Origin of the sequence: Proteiniphilum sp. (genome assembly GCF_034331125.1) — a bacterium.
In the GTDB taxonomy this organism is placed as follows: Bacteria; Bacteroidota; Bacteroidia; order Bacteroidales; family Dysgonomonadaceae; genus Proteiniphilum; species Proteiniphilum saccharofermentans.
In genome coordinates, this window is record NZ_JAXQGC010000011.1 from 1 (window position 1) to 20,848 (window position 20,848).

Annotated in this window: 16 protein-coding genes; 9 read left to right on the forward strand and 7 right to left on the reverse strand. The window is 44.6% G+C overall.

Annotated features, from left to right (window positions below; all coding sequences use genetic code 11):
* Window positions 1-9: 9 nt before the first annotated feature.
* Window positions 10-648: a multiheme c-type cytochrome gene (locus U2P89_RS03135; RefSeq protein ID WP_322190591.1), complete on the reverse strand. Its 639-nt coding sequence runs from the start codon at window positions 646-648 to the stop codon at window positions 10-12.
* Window positions 649-659: 11 nt separating this feature from the next.
* Window positions 660-2,177: a GMC family oxidoreductase gene (locus U2P89_RS03140; RefSeq protein WP_322190592.1), complete on the reverse strand. Its 1,518-nt coding sequence runs from the start codon at window positions 2,175-2,177 to the stop codon at window positions 660-662.
* A gap of 313 nt (window positions 2,178-2,490) precedes the next feature.
* Here U2P89_RS03140 and U2P89_RS03145 point away from each other — a divergent pair, with 313 nt between their 5' ends.
* A complete protein-coding gene (locus tag U2P89_RS03145) occupies window positions 2,491-3,456 on the forward strand; it encodes a bile acid:sodium symporter family protein (RefSeq protein ID WP_322190593.1) in 966 nt (321 codons plus the stop codon).
* 45 nt (window positions 3,457-3,501) lie between these two features.
* Window positions 3,502-4,812, forward strand: coding sequence for a 1-acyl-sn-glycerol-3-phosphate acyltransferase (locus U2P89_RS03150; protein ID WP_091905445.1), 1,311 nt, complete (start codon window positions 3,502-3,504; stop codon window positions 4,810-4,812).
* A 65-nt stretch (window positions 4,813-4,877) separates the two neighbouring features.
* On the opposite strand, the gene alaS is transcribed toward U2P89_RS03150, so the two are convergent.
* From alaS to U2P89_RS15225, 4 genes are all read right to left on the reverse strand, one after another.
* Window positions 4,878-7,496, reverse strand: coding sequence for an alanine--tRNA ligase (alaS, locus tag U2P89_RS03155; RefSeq protein ID WP_322190594.1), 2,619 nt, complete (start codon window positions 7,494-7,496; stop codon window positions 4,878-4,880).
* 162 nt (window positions 7,497-7,658) lie between these two features.
* On the reverse strand, window positions 7,659-8,603 hold the full coding sequence (locus U2P89_RS03160; RefSeq protein WP_313380863.1) for a sugar phosphate isomerase/epimerase family protein: 945 nt from the start codon (window positions 8,601-8,603) through the stop codon (window positions 7,659-7,661).
* An 8-nt stretch (window positions 8,604-8,611) separates the two neighbouring features.
* Window positions 8,612-9,934, reverse strand: coding sequence for a Gfo/Idh/MocA family oxidoreductase (locus U2P89_RS03165; RefSeq protein ID WP_313380865.1), 1,323 nt, complete (start codon window positions 9,932-9,934; stop codon window positions 8,612-8,614).
* A 24-nt stretch (window positions 9,935-9,958) separates the two neighbouring features.
* Window positions 9,959-10,027 carry a RagB/SusD family nutrient uptake outer membrane protein gene (locus tag U2P89_RS15225; RefSeq protein ID WP_139233419.1) on the reverse strand — a complete coding sequence of 23 codons (69 nt, stop codon included), beginning with the start codon at window positions 10,025-10,027 and terminating at the stop codon, window positions 9,959-9,961.
* A 123-nt stretch (window positions 10,028-10,150) separates the two neighbouring features.
* Here U2P89_RS15225 and U2P89_RS03170 point away from each other — a divergent pair, with 123 nt between their 5' ends.
* From U2P89_RS03170 to U2P89_RS03185, 4 genes are all read left to right on the forward strand, one after another.
* On the forward strand, window positions 10,151-10,909 hold the full coding sequence (locus U2P89_RS03170) for a LexA family transcriptional regulator (RefSeq protein ID WP_091905458.1): 759 nt from the start codon (window positions 10,151-10,153) through the stop codon (window positions 10,907-10,909).
* 374 nt (window positions 10,910-11,283) lie between these two features.
* Window positions 11,284-12,162: a class I SAM-dependent methyltransferase gene (locus U2P89_RS03175; RefSeq protein WP_322190595.1), complete on the forward strand. Its 879-nt coding sequence runs from the start codon at window positions 11,284-11,286 to the stop codon at window positions 12,160-12,162.
* Between the two features lie 103 nt (window positions 12,163-12,265).
* The gene (locus U2P89_RS03180; RefSeq protein ID WP_076928294.1) at window positions 12,266-12,658 is read left to right on the forward strand and encodes a MerR family transcriptional regulator; all 393 of its coding nucleotides are present in this window, start codon (window positions 12,266-12,268) and stop codon (window positions 12,656-12,658) included.
* 78 nt (window positions 12,659-12,736) lie between these two features.
* Entirely contained in the window at window positions 12,737-13,903 is a 1,167-nt protein-coding gene (locus U2P89_RS03185; RefSeq protein ID WP_322190596.1) for a DUF1343 domain-containing protein, read from the forward strand.
* 56 nt (window positions 13,904-13,959) lie between these two features.
* Here the strand turns inward: U2P89_RS03185 and U2P89_RS03190 are convergent, their stop codons facing one another.
* Window positions 13,960-14,832: an AraC family transcriptional regulator gene (locus U2P89_RS03190; RefSeq protein WP_322190597.1), complete on the reverse strand. Its 873-nt coding sequence runs from the start codon at window positions 14,830-14,832 to the stop codon at window positions 13,960-13,962.
* Between the two features lie 472 nt (window positions 14,833-15,304).
* Here U2P89_RS03190 and U2P89_RS03195 point away from each other — a divergent pair, with 472 nt between their 5' ends.
* Genes U2P89_RS03195 through U2P89_RS03205 form a run of 3 tightly spaced genes read left to right on the forward strand, consistent with a single transcriptional unit; the run spans window position 15,305 to window position 20,848 of the window.
* Window positions 15,305-18,289: a TonB-dependent receptor gene (locus U2P89_RS03195; RefSeq protein ID WP_322190598.1), complete on the forward strand. Its 2,985-nt coding sequence runs from the start codon at window positions 15,305-15,307 to the stop codon at window positions 18,287-18,289.
* Between the two features lie 13 nt (window positions 18,290-18,302).
* Window positions 18,303-19,970, forward strand: coding sequence for a RagB/SusD family nutrient uptake outer membrane protein (locus U2P89_RS03200; RefSeq protein ID WP_322190599.1), 1,668 nt, complete (start codon window positions 18,303-18,305; stop codon window positions 19,968-19,970).
* Between the two features lie 2 nt (window positions 19,971-19,972).
* Window positions 19,973-20,848, forward strand: a complete 876-nt coding sequence (locus U2P89_RS03205; protein ID WP_322190600.1) for an alpha/beta hydrolase — start codon at window positions 19,973-19,975, stop codon at window positions 20,846-20,848.

Consider the following 20,848-nt stretch of genomic DNA (forward strand, 5'->3'; position numbering starts at 1 on the left):
ATTTCCCTTCTATTTCTTTGTCAATGGTTTGAGGGAAGTGCGAAACATGAGTAACGAGGTATATCCAATTCGCTTATCTTGTCCACCATGCATCTGGTGACATGTCAGGCAGGTTATCGTCGGACGATCGGCCTGTTTGCCGTCCCTTATCTCCCACGCTGTGGCATCTCCCTCAAGTGACATCAGATCGTGGATATTGCCGTCATAATGTGCGCCGTGGCAACGAAAACAATCCCAATAGGGCTTTTCCATTTTATTGTGATCCACATCCATAAAAATATCCCTGTAGGTAGTGGAATGCGCCCCCGATTTCCAGGCCGTATACTCCGCCTTGTGACATTCCGCACACTTGTCTGCCATGGCCATAGCCTGCGATTCGTTAAGGTAAAGGTCTTCGTTGGTCTTTTTCCGGGTAAAGTGGACATATACCATCCGGGCCTTCTCCGACAGGCTTGTAAAACCATCACTTAATGCTGTGCCATGACACTGCGTGCAGGAAATATCTGTATGGACGGAGTTTTTCCAGGAGACGCAACTGGGTCTTATTTCATGGCACAAAGCGCAGGTGAAATCCGGATCCATTCTGTTCCATGCAACATAGGAGATTGCTATAGTGAGAAATCCTGCGACCGCAATTGCAATGATCATATAACTTTTTTTCATGCCTCACCCCCTGTATATTTTTTCACAATCTGTTCACCGGTACGGTAAGCCATGGCCATAATGGTAAGAACCGGGTTAAAACCGCCGTTGGTGACCAATACGCTTCCATCGGCTATATAGAGGTTATCCAGATCATGCACCCTGCAAAACCGGTCGACAACCGATGTGGCCGGATCATCTCCCATACGGCATGTACCTGCCTGGTGCTGCCCGCCTGTCATTCCACCACCGCCACCATGTGCCCATGCCCGGGAGGCTCCTGCACGTTGCATGATCTCCAGTGCTTTCCCCGAAAGGAAAGCACAATGCTTTTGATCAATGGGATGACGTGATCCGGAGATGGCTGCAACCGGTACCCCCCAATAATCCCTTACCGTTTCGTCTACTGTCACCCGCATATCAAAATTGGGCATTTCCTGTATAGGTCCTATCATCCGGCTCACCCGGTAATAATTCTCACGCTGGAAACATTTATGTTCAGCCCCCCACCGGGGTGACCCACCCGGCCTGAAACCGGAAAAGGCATATGGCATCATAAAAAACTCATTGGCCAGCAAACCTCCTCCAACGATACCTTCGTTATGGTGATTATAATCCATTATGGCAACACAAGCGCCCGGGCCCTGGAGATCGAGGACATCGAAATCAAATATCCCTGTTGCACCTGTATATGCGTGTCCCTGCAGGTTACGCCCTACCCAGTCGTTATCATTGCCTATCCCTTTGGGAAATTGCTGCGATTTGGAGTTTAGCAGGAGGCGCGCTGTCTCCGTAGCAGAAGCCGCTACAACAATGATATCCGCCTCCATCTGCCGGCTTTTATTCTTTTCGTCGAAGTAGGAGACAACCGTTGCCTGTTGCTGGCCGTCGGTATGGACTTTATAGACAAAACAATGGGTCTTTACCTGGCAATTGCCAGTCTGCATGGCTACGGGTATAACGGTGTTGTGCGTCCCGTTCTTGGCATCCACGGGGCAGGCATAACCGCAGCAAGTACGGTTCCTGATACATCCCGGCCTCCCATTGTAGGGAACCGAGTTCCGAAGCATGGGTATCGGGAAAGGGTGCAATCCCATTTCTTTGCATACTTTTGCCAGGAAACGCCCTTCCTTATTATATTCAAAAGGCGGCATCGGGTAAGGTTCCTCTCGATTGGGAGCGAAAGGATTCCCGCTCATATCCCCTGCCACACCTATTTCATGCTCTGCCTTCGTGTAATAGGGCGCCATTTCTTCATACGAGAACGGCCAGTCTTCCAGAGTAGAGCCTTCTACAGGACCATAGATCGATTTCAGGTGAAAATCCTCCGGCATAAAACGCCATGCCATCGCACCGTAAGAGACCGTACCTGAACCTACACAAGCTGCCACATGGTTATAACCACCATTCTGGGGTGTAACTATATGTTTACTCCCGTCATCCCCTATAACTACTCGGGGATTCTTTTTCCACCCTGCGCACACAGCCGGGTAACAGCAGTAGGGAACCGTAACAGATGGCTGCTCGCTTGACAAACTGACGTCGATTAATCATATGAAAATCCAAATATTTGATATCCAAACCAAAACGATCCATTGAAATTCACTATAAATATCGAAAGAGAATCACCTTTTCATCTGCAAAAGGTAACGGTATTATTAAATATGCTCAATCCCGGTATTTTTGATTAGTTGATTTGCCTTCTCTCAGATTACAAAAAAAGAAAAAAGAGCAACAAAACAAAATTTTATCTCAAAAAACCAATCAAACTTATTACCAAAAAAATCTCAGGATGTTTCAGAATGATAATTTTTGTACTTTTGTAACTTACAATCAATTAGTCATCCAATGCAATTCACTCCATTATTGTCCCTTTTCGGAAATCTGGAACAACTCGACACGGTCCGGCTAAACTTTAACCAGGAGAGTGTCAACCTGATGAATATCGCCATTGCCTTTATCATGTTCGGTGTGGCACTAAGTATCAAACCCCATCATTTTAAAACACTGGCATTCAACCCGAAACCGGTATTACTGGGTGTTATTGCGCAATATATACTTCTTCCGGCATTTACTTTTGTCTTGGTGATCCTGCTTCGTCCCAGTACCGCCGTAGCTATGGGGATGATATTGGTAGCAGCCTGCCCCGGTGGTAACGTATCGAATCTGATCTCCTCCATATCGAAATCGAATATCACTCTCTCAGTAAGTCTCACCGCCATCACTACCGTGATGAGCCTTTTTATGACACCGTTCAATTTCGCTTTCTGGGGTGGACTCTATGCGAAACATTCCCCCCTGCTGGTTCCTATCACAATTGATCCGGTAGAGATGTTCCGGACAGTTTTCCTGATCCTGGGTATCCCGGTGATTTTAGGCATGTTCGTAGGAATGAGGTTTCCCAAGTTTGCAAGAACAGTGGAAAAACCAGTACAGTCCGCCTCGATCATCTTTTTCATCGGATTTATTGTGGCTGCACTGGCTGGAAATTTCAACCTGTTCCTCCGTTATATCCATCTGATATTCTTTTTGGTTCTTATTCATAACGGCTTGGCTTTCCTAGGTGGATATCTTTTGCCTAAAACACTCAAAATAAGCGAGATCAATTGCAGAACAATTTCCATCGAGACCGGTATCCAGAATTCAGGGCTGGGGCTTGCGTTGATTTTCAATCCCCGGATATTCCCTCCCGAATTACATCTGGGAGGAATGGCTTTTATCGCCGCATGGTGGGGAATATGGCATATCGTTGCCGGGCTCTTGTTGGCTTTTTACTGGAGAAGACGTGTGATTACTTCCGCAGTAATGCCTTAAACCAACCCTGTTTCTTTAATAATATTGTTTAAAACATCCAAGATTATGATATACCGTTACGATTTTCGATATACATTGGCCAAGATACCGGTAAATACCGCTCTGAGGTTGTATTTCAAAAAACTGGTATTTATCGGAAAAAAAGAAAATGTATCGAAGAAAAGGGCAATTATCTTTGCTCCTAACCATCGCAATGCACTCATAGATGCGCTGATGCTGGTTTTCTCCAGCTATCACCTGAAACAGATCGTCTTCCTGGCGCGTGCCGATATTTTTAGAAAGAGCTTTGTGGCTTGGCTGCTGAGAGGAATGCGTATTATGCCAGTCTTCCGCATCCGTGACGGCAAAGACAATCTTGACAAAAATAATGAGATCTTCGATAATGCGGCCCGTATCCTGCGTAAGAATAATCCGCTCGCACTCTTTCCCGAAGCAAAACATAACCCTAAGCAATCACTGCTACCTATACAAAAGGCTGTTCCCCGCATTGTATTACCGACCGAAGCCTCTGTCGATTTTCAACTCCAAAGCCAAATCGTTCCGGTAGCCATCTATTATAGGGATATTACCGGTTTCCTTTCAGATGCCTATATCACTTTCGGCACTCCCATTGAAGTTTCTGATTACAGGGACATTTACAAAGAGAATCCCGTCCTGGCGATCAATCAGTTAAGGCAGGAACTGGAAAACCGTCTGAAATCGATGGTAGTAAATATATGGAATGATGCGTTTTATAACGAATATTGCCACGCTATTGACTGGAACGGTGACCGGATTGCCCGTGAAAAATTCTCAGAAAGAAAAGACGATTTTCTGCAGGCATCGCTTTATATCGTGAAAAAACTGGATGAACTGTACGAAGACAATCGCACGGAATTCGATCAAAAAACAGCCGGTTTTCGTGAAGCCCACGCCCTATTGAAAGAGCATGGACTCACTTCGAAAGACCGGCTATGGAAACCTTCCTCCGGATGGAATCTTTTTGCCCGTTTCATGGCACTTATCCTTAGCGCTCCTATAGCATTCCTGGGATTCCTGAATGGTATCTTCCCCATCCTGATCAATAAAAAGTTATCAGGTCTGTTCAAGGATAAGCAGTTTATCCCATCGGCAAGATATGCCGCGGGACTCTTTTTTGTCCCCATATTCGACCTGATCCAGTCGCTTATCGTCGGTGCCGTTACAAAGGACTGGCTGCTGGCGCTCGGTTATTTTATCCTGATGCCGCTCACCTTCTATTTTGCCCTCTACTGGCGCAAGTGGCTTAAAACAACCCTGCGGGACAGTAAAGTACGCCGGTTCACAAAACAGCACCCGAATACATGGAAACGGGTGCTGGAACTTATCCGATTGTAATTTAATTACCAATTATTAATTACTAATTACCAATCAACACATCAGTAAATCATCACATTATCAAATCAATAATCATTCAATTTCTGTACAATTGAGTCTACAGCCGCAATCAACCCATCGGCGTTCTTGCCGCCCGCTGTGGCGAAGTGAGGTTGTCCGCCGCCACCGCCCTGAATATATTTGGCCGCTTCACGCACCATATTCCCGGCGTGTAATCCTCCGGCCACCAGATCATCGCTCAGCATAACGGTAAGACTGGGTTTTCCATCGGCAGAAGTTCCGGCCACAAACATCATCTTCTCCGGGAACTGTCCTTTCAGTTGGTAAGCGATATCTTTCACCACATCAACCGATCCTATCGGCATGATCAGCTTAAAGAGGGTTATACCCTGGATATCCTGCTTTTTATCGATAATTCGCTGCTTCAACTGTTCGGTTTTCTCTTTCACATACTCCCGGATCTCTTTTTCCATCTCTTCGTTGTCGGCAAGTAACCGGCGGATCCCTTGCATCACATCAGGTACATTATTGAACACACTCTTTATTTCGAGCAAGACGTCCTCTTTGGCGTAGAGATACTCTTCGCACACCTTTGCCGTCACCGCTTCAATACGGCGTACACCGGCAGAAATAGCGCTTTCGGTAATAATACGGAATGTGCCAATACGTCCGGTAGAGGAGATATGGGTACCTCCGCACAATTCAATAGACGAACCGAAGCGGACGGTACGCACGTCATCACCGTATTTCTCACCGAACAACGCCATTGCTCCCTGGGCTTTTGCCTCTTCTATAGGCACATGGCGATGCTCTTCAATAGGATAATTACTCCGTATCTTTGCAGTCACCCGTCTTTCCACTTCACGAATCTCTTCGGGTGTCATCTTCCCGAAATGGGAGAAGTCGAACCGCAACAGTTCAGGGGATACATACGACCCTTTCTGTTCGACATGCATGCCTAACACCTCACGAAGCGCTTCGTGCATCAGGTGGGTAGCAGTATGGTTACATTCGGTAGCCGTCCGCTTTTCCGTATCGATCCGGGCAGTAAAGGTTCCTTCTATATTCGCCGGCAATTTCCGCGTAAAATGTACCGCAAGATTATTCTCCCGCTTGGTATCAAAAATATCGATCTTCTCGCCTTCTTCAGGAATCAGCCAGCCGGTATCACCTACCTGCCCCCCCATTTCAGCATAAAAGGGTGAGCGTGAAAGTACAATCTGAAAGAATTCCCTGTTCTTTTGTTTTACAGCACGATAACGCAATATACGGGTTTCGGTTTCGGTTTCGTCATATCCTGTAAACTCCGGTTCACCATCACGCACTTTAGTCCAATCGCCGGTCTCTACCGCAGCGGCATTACGGGCACGTTGTTTCTGTTTCTCCATTTCAGTACTGAAGCCGGCTACGTCGACCGTCATTCCGTGTTCACGCAGGATCAGTTCCGTTAAATCCAGCGGGAAACCAAAAGTATCATAGAGCTGGAAAGCCACTTCGCCGCTCAACACCCCACCCTCCTGTTCGGGCAGATTTTTCTCCAGGAGACGGATACCGGTTTCCAACGTTCGCAGGAACGACTCTTCTTCCTCTTTCATTACCTTCTCAATAAGTATCTGCTGTGCTGCCAGTTCGGGATAAGCATCACCCATCACTTCAATAAGCGTAGGGATAAGTCTGTACATAAACGATTCGTGCATTTCCAGGAAAGTATAACCGTAACGTACCGCGCGCCGCAGGATACGGCGGATCACATAACCCGCTTTGGCATTTGATGGAAGTTGTCCGTCGGTAATGGAGAAAGCGATGGTACGCAGATGGTCGGCAACGACGCGCATTGCTACATCTTTCGCAGGATCTTCGCCATAAAGCGCGTTACTTATCTCTCCTATTTTTCGGATTATAGGCTGGAAAAGGTCGGTATCGTAATTCGACAGTTTACCCTGTACCGCCATACAGAGTCGTTCAAATCCCATTCCGGTATCAATCACTTTAGCGGGGAGCGGCTCCAGCGAACCGTCTGCCTTACGGTTATACTGCATAAACACCAGGTTCCATATCTCAATCACCTGAGGATGACCCTGATTCACGAGCGACAATCCGTCTATTTTAGTCCGTTCTTCTTCCGGACGGATATCGATATGAATTTCGGAACAGGGACCGCAGGGGCCCGTATCGCCCATCTCCCAGAAATTATCATGTTTATTGCCATTGATAATCCGTTCTTTGGGCAGGTATTCTTCCCAGTAAGCAGCTGCCTCATCGTCCCGTGCGAGATTTTCTTCAGCAGCTCCTTCAAAAACGGTGACGTACAACCGTTCTTTATCTAATCTAAGCACCTCCGTCAGATACTCCCATGCCCATGCAATAGCCTCTTTCTTGAAATAGTCGCCGAACGACCAGTTGCCCAGCATCTCGAACATGGTATGGTGGTAAGTATCATGTCCCACCTCCTCCAGATCGTTATGTTTACCGCTCACGCGCAGACATTTCTGCGAATCGGCTACGCGAGGATATTTTACCGGCGCATTTCCCAGAATAATATCCTTAAACTGATTCATACCCGCGTTGGTAAACATCAGTGTAGGGTCATCCTTTATCACCATGGGAGCCGAAGGCACGATCCGGTGTTCTTTCGATTGAAAGAAATCTTTAAACGATTGTCTTATCTCTTTGGAAGTGATCATATAAACTATTCTTTGCTTCTTATTTATTCTAAACAAGATGCAAAATTACATGAAAAACTCCGTATCCCCAAGTGTGTGAATAAAAACCGTGAAGGGGAAGTCGTGAAACAGGTAAATAAGTTGTTTGTATTATATCGTGATGAATAAGGCCATTATAACATATTACAAATATCCAATAATCTCATCCATCTGCATGGAGATCTTTTTCAGATGATCCCTGTTTCCACCCGGAACCTCAGCGGTGAGCCATCCGCCCGTGTGACCGATCTCACGTACTGCTTCCATGACCACCGGCCAGTTATTGTCTCCCTTCAACAGATCCACCTTAAAACCTTCCCACAATCCTTTTGAATTCATCAACTCACGGCTGAATTCCTTGATATGGAGTTTCATGATACGCCTGTTCAATGTACGGATCCAATGTTCCGGCCATCCATAACGCAACACATTACCGATGTCGAAATACCATCCCACCAGCGGATGATTGATCTCATCGACATATCTTTTGGCTTCCACGGGGCTGATGAGGAAATTGTTCCATACATTCTCCAGGGCAATCTGCATGCCGGTCTCCTCTGCAAAAGGGATCAATTCACGGATAGAATTCTGGGAATTGATGTATGCCTGTTCATATGACACCTTTTCGTTAACGACTCCCGGTACCACCAGCACGGTATCACCACCCAGTTCCTTTACTTCGCGCAGCGAAGCGGCTACCGACTGAATGCACTTTTTTCTCACTGCCGGATCGGGATCAGAAAGCGGTGAACTCCAGTGATCCTTATTGACCACCGAGGGGAGTTCGATTCCCGACTTTTCTTTTGCGTCAAGTATCTCCGCTATCGGCAAGTCTACCGGGCTGTTGAGTTCCACTCCATCGAAACCCAGATCCCTGGCAAGTTTGAATTTGTCGGTTAACGACAAATCTTCATTGATCATTCCGAACCCTAAACTCTTTTTTAAGGTTACATTCCTTACTTGCTCTCCGGATTTGTCTTGCGGGACAGAAGCTAAGACCGAAGAAGGGATAACAACCGAAGAGAGGGGGGTAACTGCCGTGGCTCCTGCAATAACGGCAGCAGATTTGATAAATTCCCGTTTGTTCATATGCATTATTATTTGAATTCTGTGATACCGGGTATCGCTATCTCTACATCATACTGAGTTTCCCACGACAGGTCTGCCGGAAACAGGACTTCTTCTGAAGAAAGTGCCTGTTCCAGCGAAATTGTCTGCCCTGTATAACCCGCCATTCGTCCTGCTAAAGCCACCAGATTGGAGCGTGCCATCCATTCTCCGTCGTTTATCGGTTTACTGTCACGGATAGAGGCAAAGAGTTCATCATGCTCCTGCTGATACATACTTCTGCTTTGTGATTTTTTATAGGCATTTTCATCTGTAAACTTCGTCTCATCATCATATTTCCAGGGCATTTTACCGGTTATTTCATGTTTTCCGGTACGGCAATCCACAAGACACCGACCTTCATCTCCGGCCAGTTCGACAGCATAAGAGGGGGCGGTATTGTTTTGCTGACGGCAAAAGAAATAGGCTTTTACTCCTCCTTCATATTCGTAGGTCAAAGCAAAATGATCGAATACGTTTCCGTATTTGGGGTCTATTCGCTTTTGGCGTCCACCGCTACCCGTCACACGCAAAGGAGTTACATCTCCCATTGCCCATTGAAGCATGTCGACACTATGGATGGCCTGTTCAACAATATGGTCTCCGGAAAGCCAATTATAATAAAGCCAGTTACGGAGCTTATACTCCATATCTGACCATCCCTTCTGGCGCTCCTTATACCATAGTTCACCAGTATTGTAAGTAGCCTCCGCAGTTAGTATTCCTCCGATCTGTCCGTCCAGCACTTTTCCGAACGTTTCTCTCTTCGGAAGATGATAACGCCAGCAAAATCCGGAAACCAGCGACAACTGCTTTTCTTTTGCTTTTTGAGCAGCAGCCATTACCCTTCGTAGTCCGGGAGCATCTACGGCAAAAGGTTTCTCACAGAAAATATGTTTCCCGGCGTTTACCGCAGCTTCGAGATGGTCGGGACGAAAAGCAGTGGGAGCCGCCAGTAAGACTACATCCACATCTGACTCGATAAGTCTTTGGTAAGCATCAAGACCCACAAACTTACTCTTTTCCGTTACCTGCACTTTACGAGGTTCCTTCTCTTTGAGCTTTTGGAAAGAAGATTCCAGGCTATCAGAAAATGCATCGGCCATGGCAGATAGCACGACATTGTCATCGGCGTTCAGTGCTTCCTGTGCTGCAGCCGTACCCCGGCCGCCACAGCCTATTAATCCTACCTTCAACGTATTGCTGTTAGATGTCCATGGTGTACTTTCCGCCCACGTCAGATGGGGAATAACAACGGAACCTGCGGTGGCGATTCCTGCCTTTTTAATAAATTGTCTTCTTGAATACTGCATAATATTTATTTTTTATGGGAATAACTAATAACCGGGATTCTGTTTAAGTTGGGGAGCTTTATTAATCTCTGTTCTGGATATCGGTAACCATATTGCCTGTCATGCCTCCTTCTGGTATCTTGCATATTTTTATCGTCGCCTCTTAAATCGAAAGCGATAAAGGTAAATTATTATGATTTATTAAACAAGAAAAACAAATCTTTTTGATTTATTATTATGTTAAGTATTGCAAAGATACGGAAAGAGTGGTTTATAGAACAGATAGAAGGCTTGAAAGAGAAAGGAACTTCTTATGCAGAAATAGCCGCCTCTTTAGGTGTTAAACCTCAGTATCTAAACCTGATAAAAAATACAGAAAGGGGAGCGTCGGAAAAATTGACGCTGAAGCTTTGCGAAGCATTCAATATAAACCATAATGATTTATTGAAACGCATCGGTACCTATGAGAAGCAAATCACGGAGATCCCTGAAATAAACGAACCATCATCCACAGAAATATCGTCTCAGGGAAGAATACCGCTGCATGATAATGCTCCGGCTGCCAGCAGGAAAGGGAAGAAAAGAGGATTCAGCGCAAAGGAGTCTCTTAACAGGGAAGATGAGTGGATTGATGCCGGGGGGTTATTTCCGGAAGCCACATCAGCCGTCCGTCATTATGGCGACAGTATGCCCGAATATCCGTCGGGCTCCATCCTTGTACTCAAACGGCTGACAGATTTCAATCTTATTATATGGGGGCGGAATTATCATGTAGAGACAAAAGAAATTGCGGTTACAAAGCGGTTGCAGAGCGGAGGAGAAAACCATATCATCGGCTACAGTTCCAACCTGAAAACATATCCTGACGGCCGGCTTATCCACGAACCCGTGAAAATCCTAAAGAAAGATATCCGTCATATCCATATTATTCTGGGATGTATTATCAAGGAATTCGGTGAAGGGATAATGCCAACCGCCGCTACCGAAACTATTTGAAAAGGAAGCCGTTTCAAGTCAAAAATAAATACCCAGTTTGATGATACCGGGCAAACCCTAACTAAGTATAATAATAAAACCGTGTGAAACAAAAAACAACCACTTACTGTTCTATCTATACATGGAATTAATCAGCTATTTTAAAAACTCGAATATTCGGGCTCAAAAGGCAAACGACGAGAAGAATAGCTGCTCCGGTATAGGCATCTAATGATTCCAGCTATATGCCTGCGCGCTGACTTTTTTCGCATCTTTGAGAAATCAGTGAAATAAAAAAATTTGTCTTTCCACGTGAATAGTCGTACTTTTGGATTCAATCCAGATATATGTCCATCATTACCATTACAAGCTGTCCTGTTTGCGGCAGTAACGATTTGAAGAAAACTTTTGACGGTGTCGATTACTTCTCAAGCGGAGAGGTATTTCCCGTCTGTGATTGTGCCCATTGTGGGTTTCGCTTCACGAATAATTTTCCTTCGGAAGATGCTATCGGGAGATATTATGACTCACCGGACTATATCTCCCATTCCGATTCAGACAAAGGGCTGATCAACCGGTTATACCACCACTTCCGGAAAAAGATGCTGAGAAAAAAAGTCGGCCTGGTAGCAGCTAATGCGACCAAGTCCCCCATCCGGTTACTGGATATCGGCTGCGGCACGGGTTATTTCCTGCAGGCGGCAAAGGAACGGGGATGGGTTGTTTCGGGTATCGAGAAAGATAAAAAAGCCCGGGAAAGCGCAACTCTCCGTTCCGGCCTGTCGGTAAACGACGAGAATTTTTTCTGGGAGATAGAGAGTTCCTCATTCAATGTCGTAACGCTGTGGCATGTACTGGAACATCTGGAAAAGCTAAATGAAACTATCGACAAAATAAAGGAGATCACCACCCCGGAAGGAATTATCGTACTTGCACTCCCTAACTGCCACTCTTACGATGCTGAATTTTACAAAGAGCTGTGGGCTGCCTACGATATTCCACGGCATCTCTGGCATTTCTCCCCCGGCACCGTCGATAAACTACTTACCAAACACCATCTGAAAATAGTAAAGAGGGTACGTATGCCTTTGGATGCCTTTTATATCTCCCTGCTAAGTGAAAAATACAGAGGGAGTAACCGATTAACACGATACGCCAGGGCATTCGGAGTGGGTACAATGGGGTTTATACGCTCCTTATCTAATCCGGAGCAAGCAAGTTCTATCATTTATATTGCGAAAAAAACGGGAGATAAACAGAAATCAGGCGAATAATAGCGAAAAAACTTGCCCCTCCTAACGGAAAATATTATTTTTGAAATGGATAACATTTATCCGGCCAATTATTCCAACCGTGCCCATTTACAAAAAGATTATTATGGGAAAAAGAAAGAAACCAATTCAGTTTGATGACAAGCGCCTCTTCTATTCCATTCAGGAAGTGGCCGATCATTTTGCGGTCAACGTGTCACTTCTACGTTTCTGGGAAAAGGAATTCGAAAATATCAATCCTAAAAAAACAGCGGGAGGTACCCGCCAGTACACCCGTGAAGATATACAACAGGTAGAAATCGTGTATCATCTGGTAAAAGAGAAAGGAATGACGCTGGAAGGAGCCCGGCAGACGCTAAAATCAAAAAAAGACGAGGAAGAGAAGCGGGTTGAAGTTCTTTCCAGACTCACAAAAATAAAAAAAGAGCTGCTATCGCTGGAGACGGAATTCGACTGGCTCCATGAACAGCAGAAATACACCAAAATAAAAACGGAATAACAATGAATGTGGGATGTCGGATGTAGATAATTCCCAATTCCCAATTCCCAATTCCCAAATCCTTTAGTTCAAATAAGTATGAAAAAATATATATATCTACCTATTCTACTCCTTTCTACTTTTATATTTGCTCAAAACGAAGCGACCGTAAAGGTAGGTGCTGAACAGACTGATCTTTATTTTCCCCTGTTGACAGGAAAACGGGTTGCAGTAATGACCAACCAGACAGGAATGGCCGGAAATGAACATCTGGTGGATATGCTGGTCAGGCACCAATTCAATGTAGTAGGTATTTTCTCTCCCGAACATGGTTTTCGTGGCACTGCGGATGCGGGAGAACATATTTCGAATTCGGTTGACGAAAAGACAAATATCCCTATTTGGTCACTCTACGGCAGTGGAAGCAGTAAACCATCACCGGACAAGATGGAGCAATTCGATGTACTACTATTCGACCTGCAGGATGTGGGGCTCCGTTTCTATACTTATTACGCCAGTATGGCCCGCCTGATGGATGCCTGCGCGGATCACGAAAAAAAGATGATCGTGCTGGATCGTCCCAACCCGAACGGATTCTATGTGGACGGCCCAATCCTCGATATGAAACATAAATCGGGTGTAGGGTGGTTGCCTATTCCGGTGGTACACGGCATGACACTCGGTGAGTTGGCGTTGATGATCAACGGGGAGAAATGGCTTCCGGAAGGCAGGGTGTGTGATGTGACAGTCGTTCCCTGCAAAAACTATACCCATCAGACCCGTTATGAGCTACCCATCGCCCCGTCCCCAAACCTCCCCAATATCCACTCGATCTACCTGTATCCTTCCACCTGTATTTTCGAAGGGACGGTGATGAGCCTGGGGCGTGGGACATCATTCCCTTTTGAGGTATACGGACATCCGCAGTATAAAGGATCTGACTTTTCATTCACGCCACGGAGTGTGCCGGGTGCCAAGAACCCGCCGTTGCTCAATAAAAAATGCTATGGAGTGGATCTGCGGGAGGTTCCCAATGAACTGATATGGGAAAACAAATTCGACCTGTCCTATGTGATCGATGCCTATAACAACCTGAATATAGGTGAAAAATTCTTCTCCTCTTTCTTTGAAAAGCTGGTCGGCGTAGAGTATATCCGCAAAGATATTACCGCTGGAAAACCTGCGGAAGAGATCAGGAAAAAATGGGCGTGTGATGTGGAAACTTTTAAGCGGCAACGGAAACCCTATCTCCTCTATCCTGAGTAATTGGGGAAATAGGATACCGGAAACGGAAAGTGCTACTCTCACTGATAGAAAAGATATTAAAATTTTGTCATTATTTTTTGAATATTTATTCTATACTCTGAGGGCGTTTGTCCTTTTTTCTTTTTGAACAGCCGGTTAAAATTGGAAATATTATTGAAGCCCGAGGCGTAGCAGACTTCGGCAATCGTATGCGACGTCTCATAAAGGATTTTGGCTGCATATCCTATGCGTATGTCATTCAGATAGTCTATGAAATTCCTGTTGGTTCTTTTCTTAAAAAAATGGCTGAATGCCGATTCGGACATACCCACGCTTTCGGAGACAGAGGATAATGTGATATTTTCCTGAAAGTGCTCCTGTATATAGGTTATTACTTTATTTATCCTTCTGCTTTTTGACTCTCTGATGGCGGAATCCAGCCTGTTATTGCTATCCAGCAGAAACCTCTGACCGGGTGAAATCGAGAGAAGGTAGAGTATCCTGAAAAACTCAAGCGCCGATTCCACGCCCTCTTTATGGGAAAGATTGAGCAACAGATCTTTCATATTCATCTTCGTCTCCGTTGAGAAATCGATCCCATAGGCCGAATTTTTGAAAAGTTCCCGGATGGGATGGAAGATTTTCTTGTTGAAAATAGGATATTCAAGTGCCTCTTTATGGAATTGTATGGTTACGACATGGGCATCGCCGTTATCGTTGTCGGATATCCAACGATGGGCTATATTGGGGCCTATCATAACCAGGTCAAGGTCATTATATCCATCCACACAATCGCCTACAATGCGCGTCCCTTTGCTGTTTATAACGAGGTTTATTTCGTAATCGGAATGGAAATGCGCGGCATAATCGAATCGTGCCTGAGGATGATCCAGCACGATAAACAGGTCTTCATTATTTATCGGGGTGATTTCTCTTTGTATATACTCCATGATTTCTACAAATATTGTTGATAGAGGATGAGAATTTTATCTATTTATTTTCATGATTCTCTCACCGAAATGCATAATTATTTCGCAAACATACACAAAACATTCAAAAAAATACAATAATCCATGAAAATAATACATAGACACATAACACTGATAATAAGACATATATATGTTTTGTACTTCCTAATGTTCAAAATAATATCATATATTAGTGATATTGTATTACAATTAGTATAAATCCTGTCTTAAGTTTGCAACCTGAAAACAACGAATCTATTAACGTATTTTCATTTTTCCGGCATAAGAAATTTTAATGTATCTAAACCAAGTTTGATTATTGACGACACTGATCTGAAATACTTAAATTTTGAAAGCCTATCGCAGGCAGGCTGATGGAGCTTGCGAAAGTTGAATTATTTGATATGTCATGAATTTAAAAAGACTTTTTACTCTAATTTTACTCGTCCTTCCTGTGATTCTAATCGCTCAGGAAATAGAGATCAAAGGACGGGTCACCTCTTCTGATGGTATGCCTTTGGCCGGTACAACCGTCTTGATAAAAGGTGGAAATGTGGGAACCGTTACAGATATAGATGGGGAGTTCTCGCTTAACGCGTCCCGAAACGACATTATTCTATTCTCGTTTCTGGGTTTTAAAACAATTGAACGACAAGCGAGTTTGTCTTTTATGGAGATAATTCTCGAAGAAGATTATGTTTTAACGGAAGAGATAGTTGTCGTGGGTTATGGAACACAACGTAAAATTGACATGACAGGTTCAGTATCTTCCCTTAGTGGAGATGCTTTGTTAACCGCTCCAACACCAAATCTCACGAATACGCTTACAGGTAAAATGACCGGAGTGATCACCTCTCAACAGTCGGGAAAGCCTGGAGATGACGCTCCTCTATTCTATATCCGGGGAAAAAGCACTTGGGGAGATAATGCGACACTAACAATTGTCGACGGGGTTGAACGACCTATAAATCAGGTCGATCCGAATGACATTGAGAGTATAAGCATACTTAAAGATGCAGCATCAGCCGCAATTTATGGGGCGCGTGCTGCCAATGGTGTAATTCTGATTACAACAAAACGGGGTTCGGGGAAAGAAACCCGCTTAAATTATTCGGGGTCGTTTGGAGTACAGACTCCGACAATAATCCCGAAAATGATGAATTCCTATCAATATGCCAAATATCTGAATCTTGCCAGATATAATATTGGTAGCCAGTTATTGTTTACCCAAGATCAAATAGACGGATACCAAAATGGCACATTGCCGGATACAGATTGGTGGGATGCATCATTGCACAAATATGCCCCGATGCATCAACATAGTGTCACGATAGATGGAGGCGTCGACAAGACCAAGTACTTCATTTCCGGAGGATTTCTTGATCAGAAGGGTTTATATGATTTAGCCTCATTTCAACGTTATAATGTTCGTTCTAATATTGATACAAAGATTGGCAGTTACTTCACCTTAGGGTTTGATTTGTCAGGCCGATTAGAAGATATCAGCGATGCAGCTTCAGGTGATGGCGTTTTCAGTACTGTACTCAACTCTGCCCCTACTGAAGCGCCTTATGTTCCGAATCATATTGCCGAGAGAGGTTTACAGGCAAACGGACAAAATGTTTCACCCATAGGTGTTGCCGACCACTCCGGATATGCTAAACGCAAGATATCATCCTTCAACAGTAGTTTTAAGGCAACGTACAATGTTCCATGGATTGACGGGTTGGAGGCAAATTTTTCGTATTCTTATGACCGGTCTTATGCCAGGAATAAGACATTTACAGATGTATACGATTATTATATCCACGATCGCCTGACAGACACCTATGACAAAAAAACATCAGGAGGAGGTAAAAATCTATATGAAATAGCCGGGGATGAAACCCGCACAACATTACAGGCTTCCTTAAATTACCAGACTACCTTAGCAGAAAAACACAACATATCTGCCGTACTTGTCTATGAAGAATCGGCATACACAGGAACGAACCTATCGGCAAGCCGCTATAGCTACTATTCCTCTTCTATTCCCGAAATATTTGCCGGTCCCGAAAAGGATCAAAAAATGGGTGGATATAGATGGAACAACGCCCGCAGAGGCTATGCAGGGCGCGTAAACTATGGCTACATGGGTAAATATCTACTCCAGGCCAATTTCCGTGTCGATGGCTCATACAATTTTCACCCGGATAATCGTTGGGGCTTCTTTCCTGCCATATCTGCAGGTTGGAGAGCCAGTAAAGAAAATTTTCTTAAAGACCTCAATATATTCGACAATCTTAAGTTCCGTGTTTCATACGGAGAGTTTGGAAACGATCGTATAGAACAATTTCAGTACCTATCTGCATTCGTCGTGGGACCAAGTTCTGTTATAGGAGACTCATACATACCAGGACTCCAGGAGAGCGTGCTGCCGAATCCGAATGTGACCTGGGAAACCGCACGCAATACAGATATAGGCCTTGACTGGAGTATCCTGAGAGGCAAATTATCAGGAGAATTCACTTACTTCAGGAAAAATACCCGCGATATACTTATGGTTCGTGATGCTGTTGTTCCTGAATCGGCCGGAGTTTCAGGCTTGTTGCCACAGGAAAATCATGGTGAAGTAGATAATTATGGTTTTGAGGCACTGCTGCGCTATACCGACAAGTGGGGCGATTTTGGAGTAACGGTTGAGGCCAATACAACTTTTGCGCGCAGCAAAATCGTTTATATCGGCGAAGCTGACGGTATAAATGATCTCCAACGCCGCACGGGACGTCCATTCGACCAGTTCTTTGGTTATAAGGCTGTCGGCATTTTTAAAACGCAGGAAGAGGTTGATACATGGGCCGATCAATCAGGATTTGGCGCTTATGGAATTGGTGATATTAAATATGCCAATATTGATGATCGTGATGGTAAAAATGTAATTGATGGCAACGACATTACGGCCATTGGACGAAGCCAGGTACCTGAGCTTGTGTATGGTTTGAATTTAAATCTTAGTTATAAGCGTTTCAGTCTTACTACGAACTGGCAGGGTGCAGCAATGTTTGACCAGATGTTGCGTTGGGATCCCTTCAACCTGGATGCAAATGCATTGGCTATCTTCATGGATTCGTGGAGCACAGACAATCCCGATGCGAAATATCCAAAATTATATGCCGGTATGAGACCTAACAATCGTGTCAATTCTTCACTCTGGCTATATGATGGAACCTATGTACGCCTGCGTAATCTTGAATTGGCATATTCATTCGATTGCAATCAGGAATGGCTGAAAAGGGCAAATATAAACGGGTTACGCCTTTTTGTCTCCGGGAACAACCTCCTGACTTTCTCTGCGATGAAAGATTTTGACCCTGAATCACCACAGATCGAACCAGGGCACAGAAGCTATTTCTATCCTCAAATGAGGACATACAATTTTGGGGTAAATATTCAATTCTAAAAATTTGACGACAATGAAATCATTAACAATATATATATATGCAGCATTTTTTGCCCTGCTGGCATTTAGTTGTGCTGATCTTGATGAGGCACCGAAGGACAGAATTGTAAGTTCATCAATATTCCAAGACCAGGAGTTGGTGCTTCAATATCTTTATCATATCTATTCTTCCATGCCATGTGGTTATGGAGCCATGGCCTTTGGAACGGCCCCCCAGACCGCAATAAACACAGGAATGGGGATTACGGACCTGCTCGATGGGAGTACCGATCTGCTTCGATCCAGGGCCGGCTGGAATGAGAGTAACAGTGTGATCATACCCGGAGGAATGTCTGCCCAGTGGAATCCGCATGACGTATGGGGACAACGCTATGCTGCCATTCGCAAATGCAACCATATGCTGGTCAATCTGGCTACATCCGGTTTTTCCGACGATTTTAAAAACAGGATTGCGGCTGAAGTCCGGTTCCTGCGGGCCTATATGTATTCAGACCTGGTTCGACGATATGGAGACGTACCGCTGATTGTAGAATTACAGGATGTCAACAATCTGGAAGAGATGCAGGTTCCCCGTGATCCGGTATCTGATATATATGACTTTATTGAAAGGGAATTGGAAGCCATAGGTGCTGAGGATGGAGGCTTGCCTTCTGCAGAGAATCTACCTCCGTCACAACTTGGTCGCGTTACACGGGAAGCAGCATTGGCGCTTGGCGGACGTGCAATGTTATATGCAGAGCGTTACGAAAAATCGGCATGGTTCTCAAAACAGGTCATTGATAGAGGGATTTTCTCTCTTGTCGATAATTACAATGCCTTATTTCAATCTAAAGGAGGGGAAACAAGCGAGGTTTTGTTTGAAGTCCTTTACGATGGCGTGAATAAAGGGCATTCGGCTGACTTTTTATATATGCCTTTCAGCCTTGACAATGGTTGGGGGAACCAAACCTGCCCGACACAAGAACTGGTCGATTCTTACGAGATGCTGGATGGCACTCCTTTCGACTGGAGCAATCCGGAGCATGCAGCCAATCCATATGAAAATAGGGATAAGAGATTACAGTGGAGTATTATTGTAGATGGCGCTACATTTAAAAATACAGTTATCCGCACTGCATACAGGACTACATCCGATGGATTAGGAATGAATGAGGGAACAAATACAGGCTATATCCTGCGCAAATTTTTAGATGAGACAATACCTTTCGAAAAACTGGCTATTAACTATTTGGGAAGTTCAACAAGCTGGAAGGAAATCCGCTATGCCGAAGTATTGCTTAACTATGCGGAAGCCCAAAATGAAGCAGTCGGAGCAGACGAATCGGTTTACAACGCGATGGAAGTCGTTCGCCGGCGTGCCGGATTGGGGGGTACACTCCCTGCAGGACTTGACCAGGCAGGAATGCGTGAAAGAATACGCCACGAACGTAAAGTAGAGCTCGCATTTGAAGGACATCGTTTCTGGGATATACGCCGTTGGCGTATTGCCGAAGAACTTTTGCACGGGAAACGTTTTCATGGAATAAAAATTACAGAGAATGATAATGTGAAAAACTATGAGGTTTTTGAGATTACAACCTCTCCTGTACAGGTATTTCTTCCCAAACATTATCTGATGCCTATAAACTTTAACGAACTGGCAAAGAATCCCAAATTGGGACCGAACAACGAAGGTTATTAACGATGAAACGTATAAGATTTGAACTTATAGCCATAAGCCTGTTCCTGTTATCAGGGACAATTGGTTGTTTTGCAGATTCAAAAACAAAAGAATTGAAATTGCATGACATTGCTTATGGGAAAGACGCTCTCCACAAAATGGATGTGGACTTTATTGCCAACAGGACACCTGAAACCCCTCTTGTGATACTTATTCATGGAGGAGGATGGATGGCAGGCGATAAAAAAGATGCCTATTTCATGCGTGACGGTTTGCTGGCGGCAGGTATGAATGTGATCAATATCAATTATCGGTTAGCGTCCCCCGGGAATAGCATCCATTATAAAGAAATGATGGCAGATATTGATGAAGCATTAAGCTTTGTGATAGCCAACGCAAAAAGATGGAATATCAGAGACTCTCAGTTCATCTTTTGGGGAGGTAGTGCCGGTGCACATTTAGCGCTGCTCTATGCTTACAGATATGACAAGCGAAATGTCATTTCTTCTGTTATTACCCTTGGCGCACCTACCGTATTAGATACCTTCTTTTCGATGGAAGGGGCAAAACCCCAGGACATAGAAGGACTATTACCCTTAATCACAGGCAAGCCCTGGAGTTACGATTCTACAAAACTTGCCAGAGAATACAAGGAAGCAAGCCCGTATTATAGTCCAATTTACAAACCTACCATGTTGATCCACGGAGAAGCAGATGATATCGTACCGGTAGAACAATCACTGGTGATGCGACAAAAACTCAAAGATGAGAATATTGCCGACACGCTGATTATTATTCCGGGTGGCGGGCATGGGGGTGAAGGTGCCCCACAGGAGTTTTATCATCGCCTCAATACCGCTATGTTTGAATGGATTATCAAATACAGTAAGAAACAATAA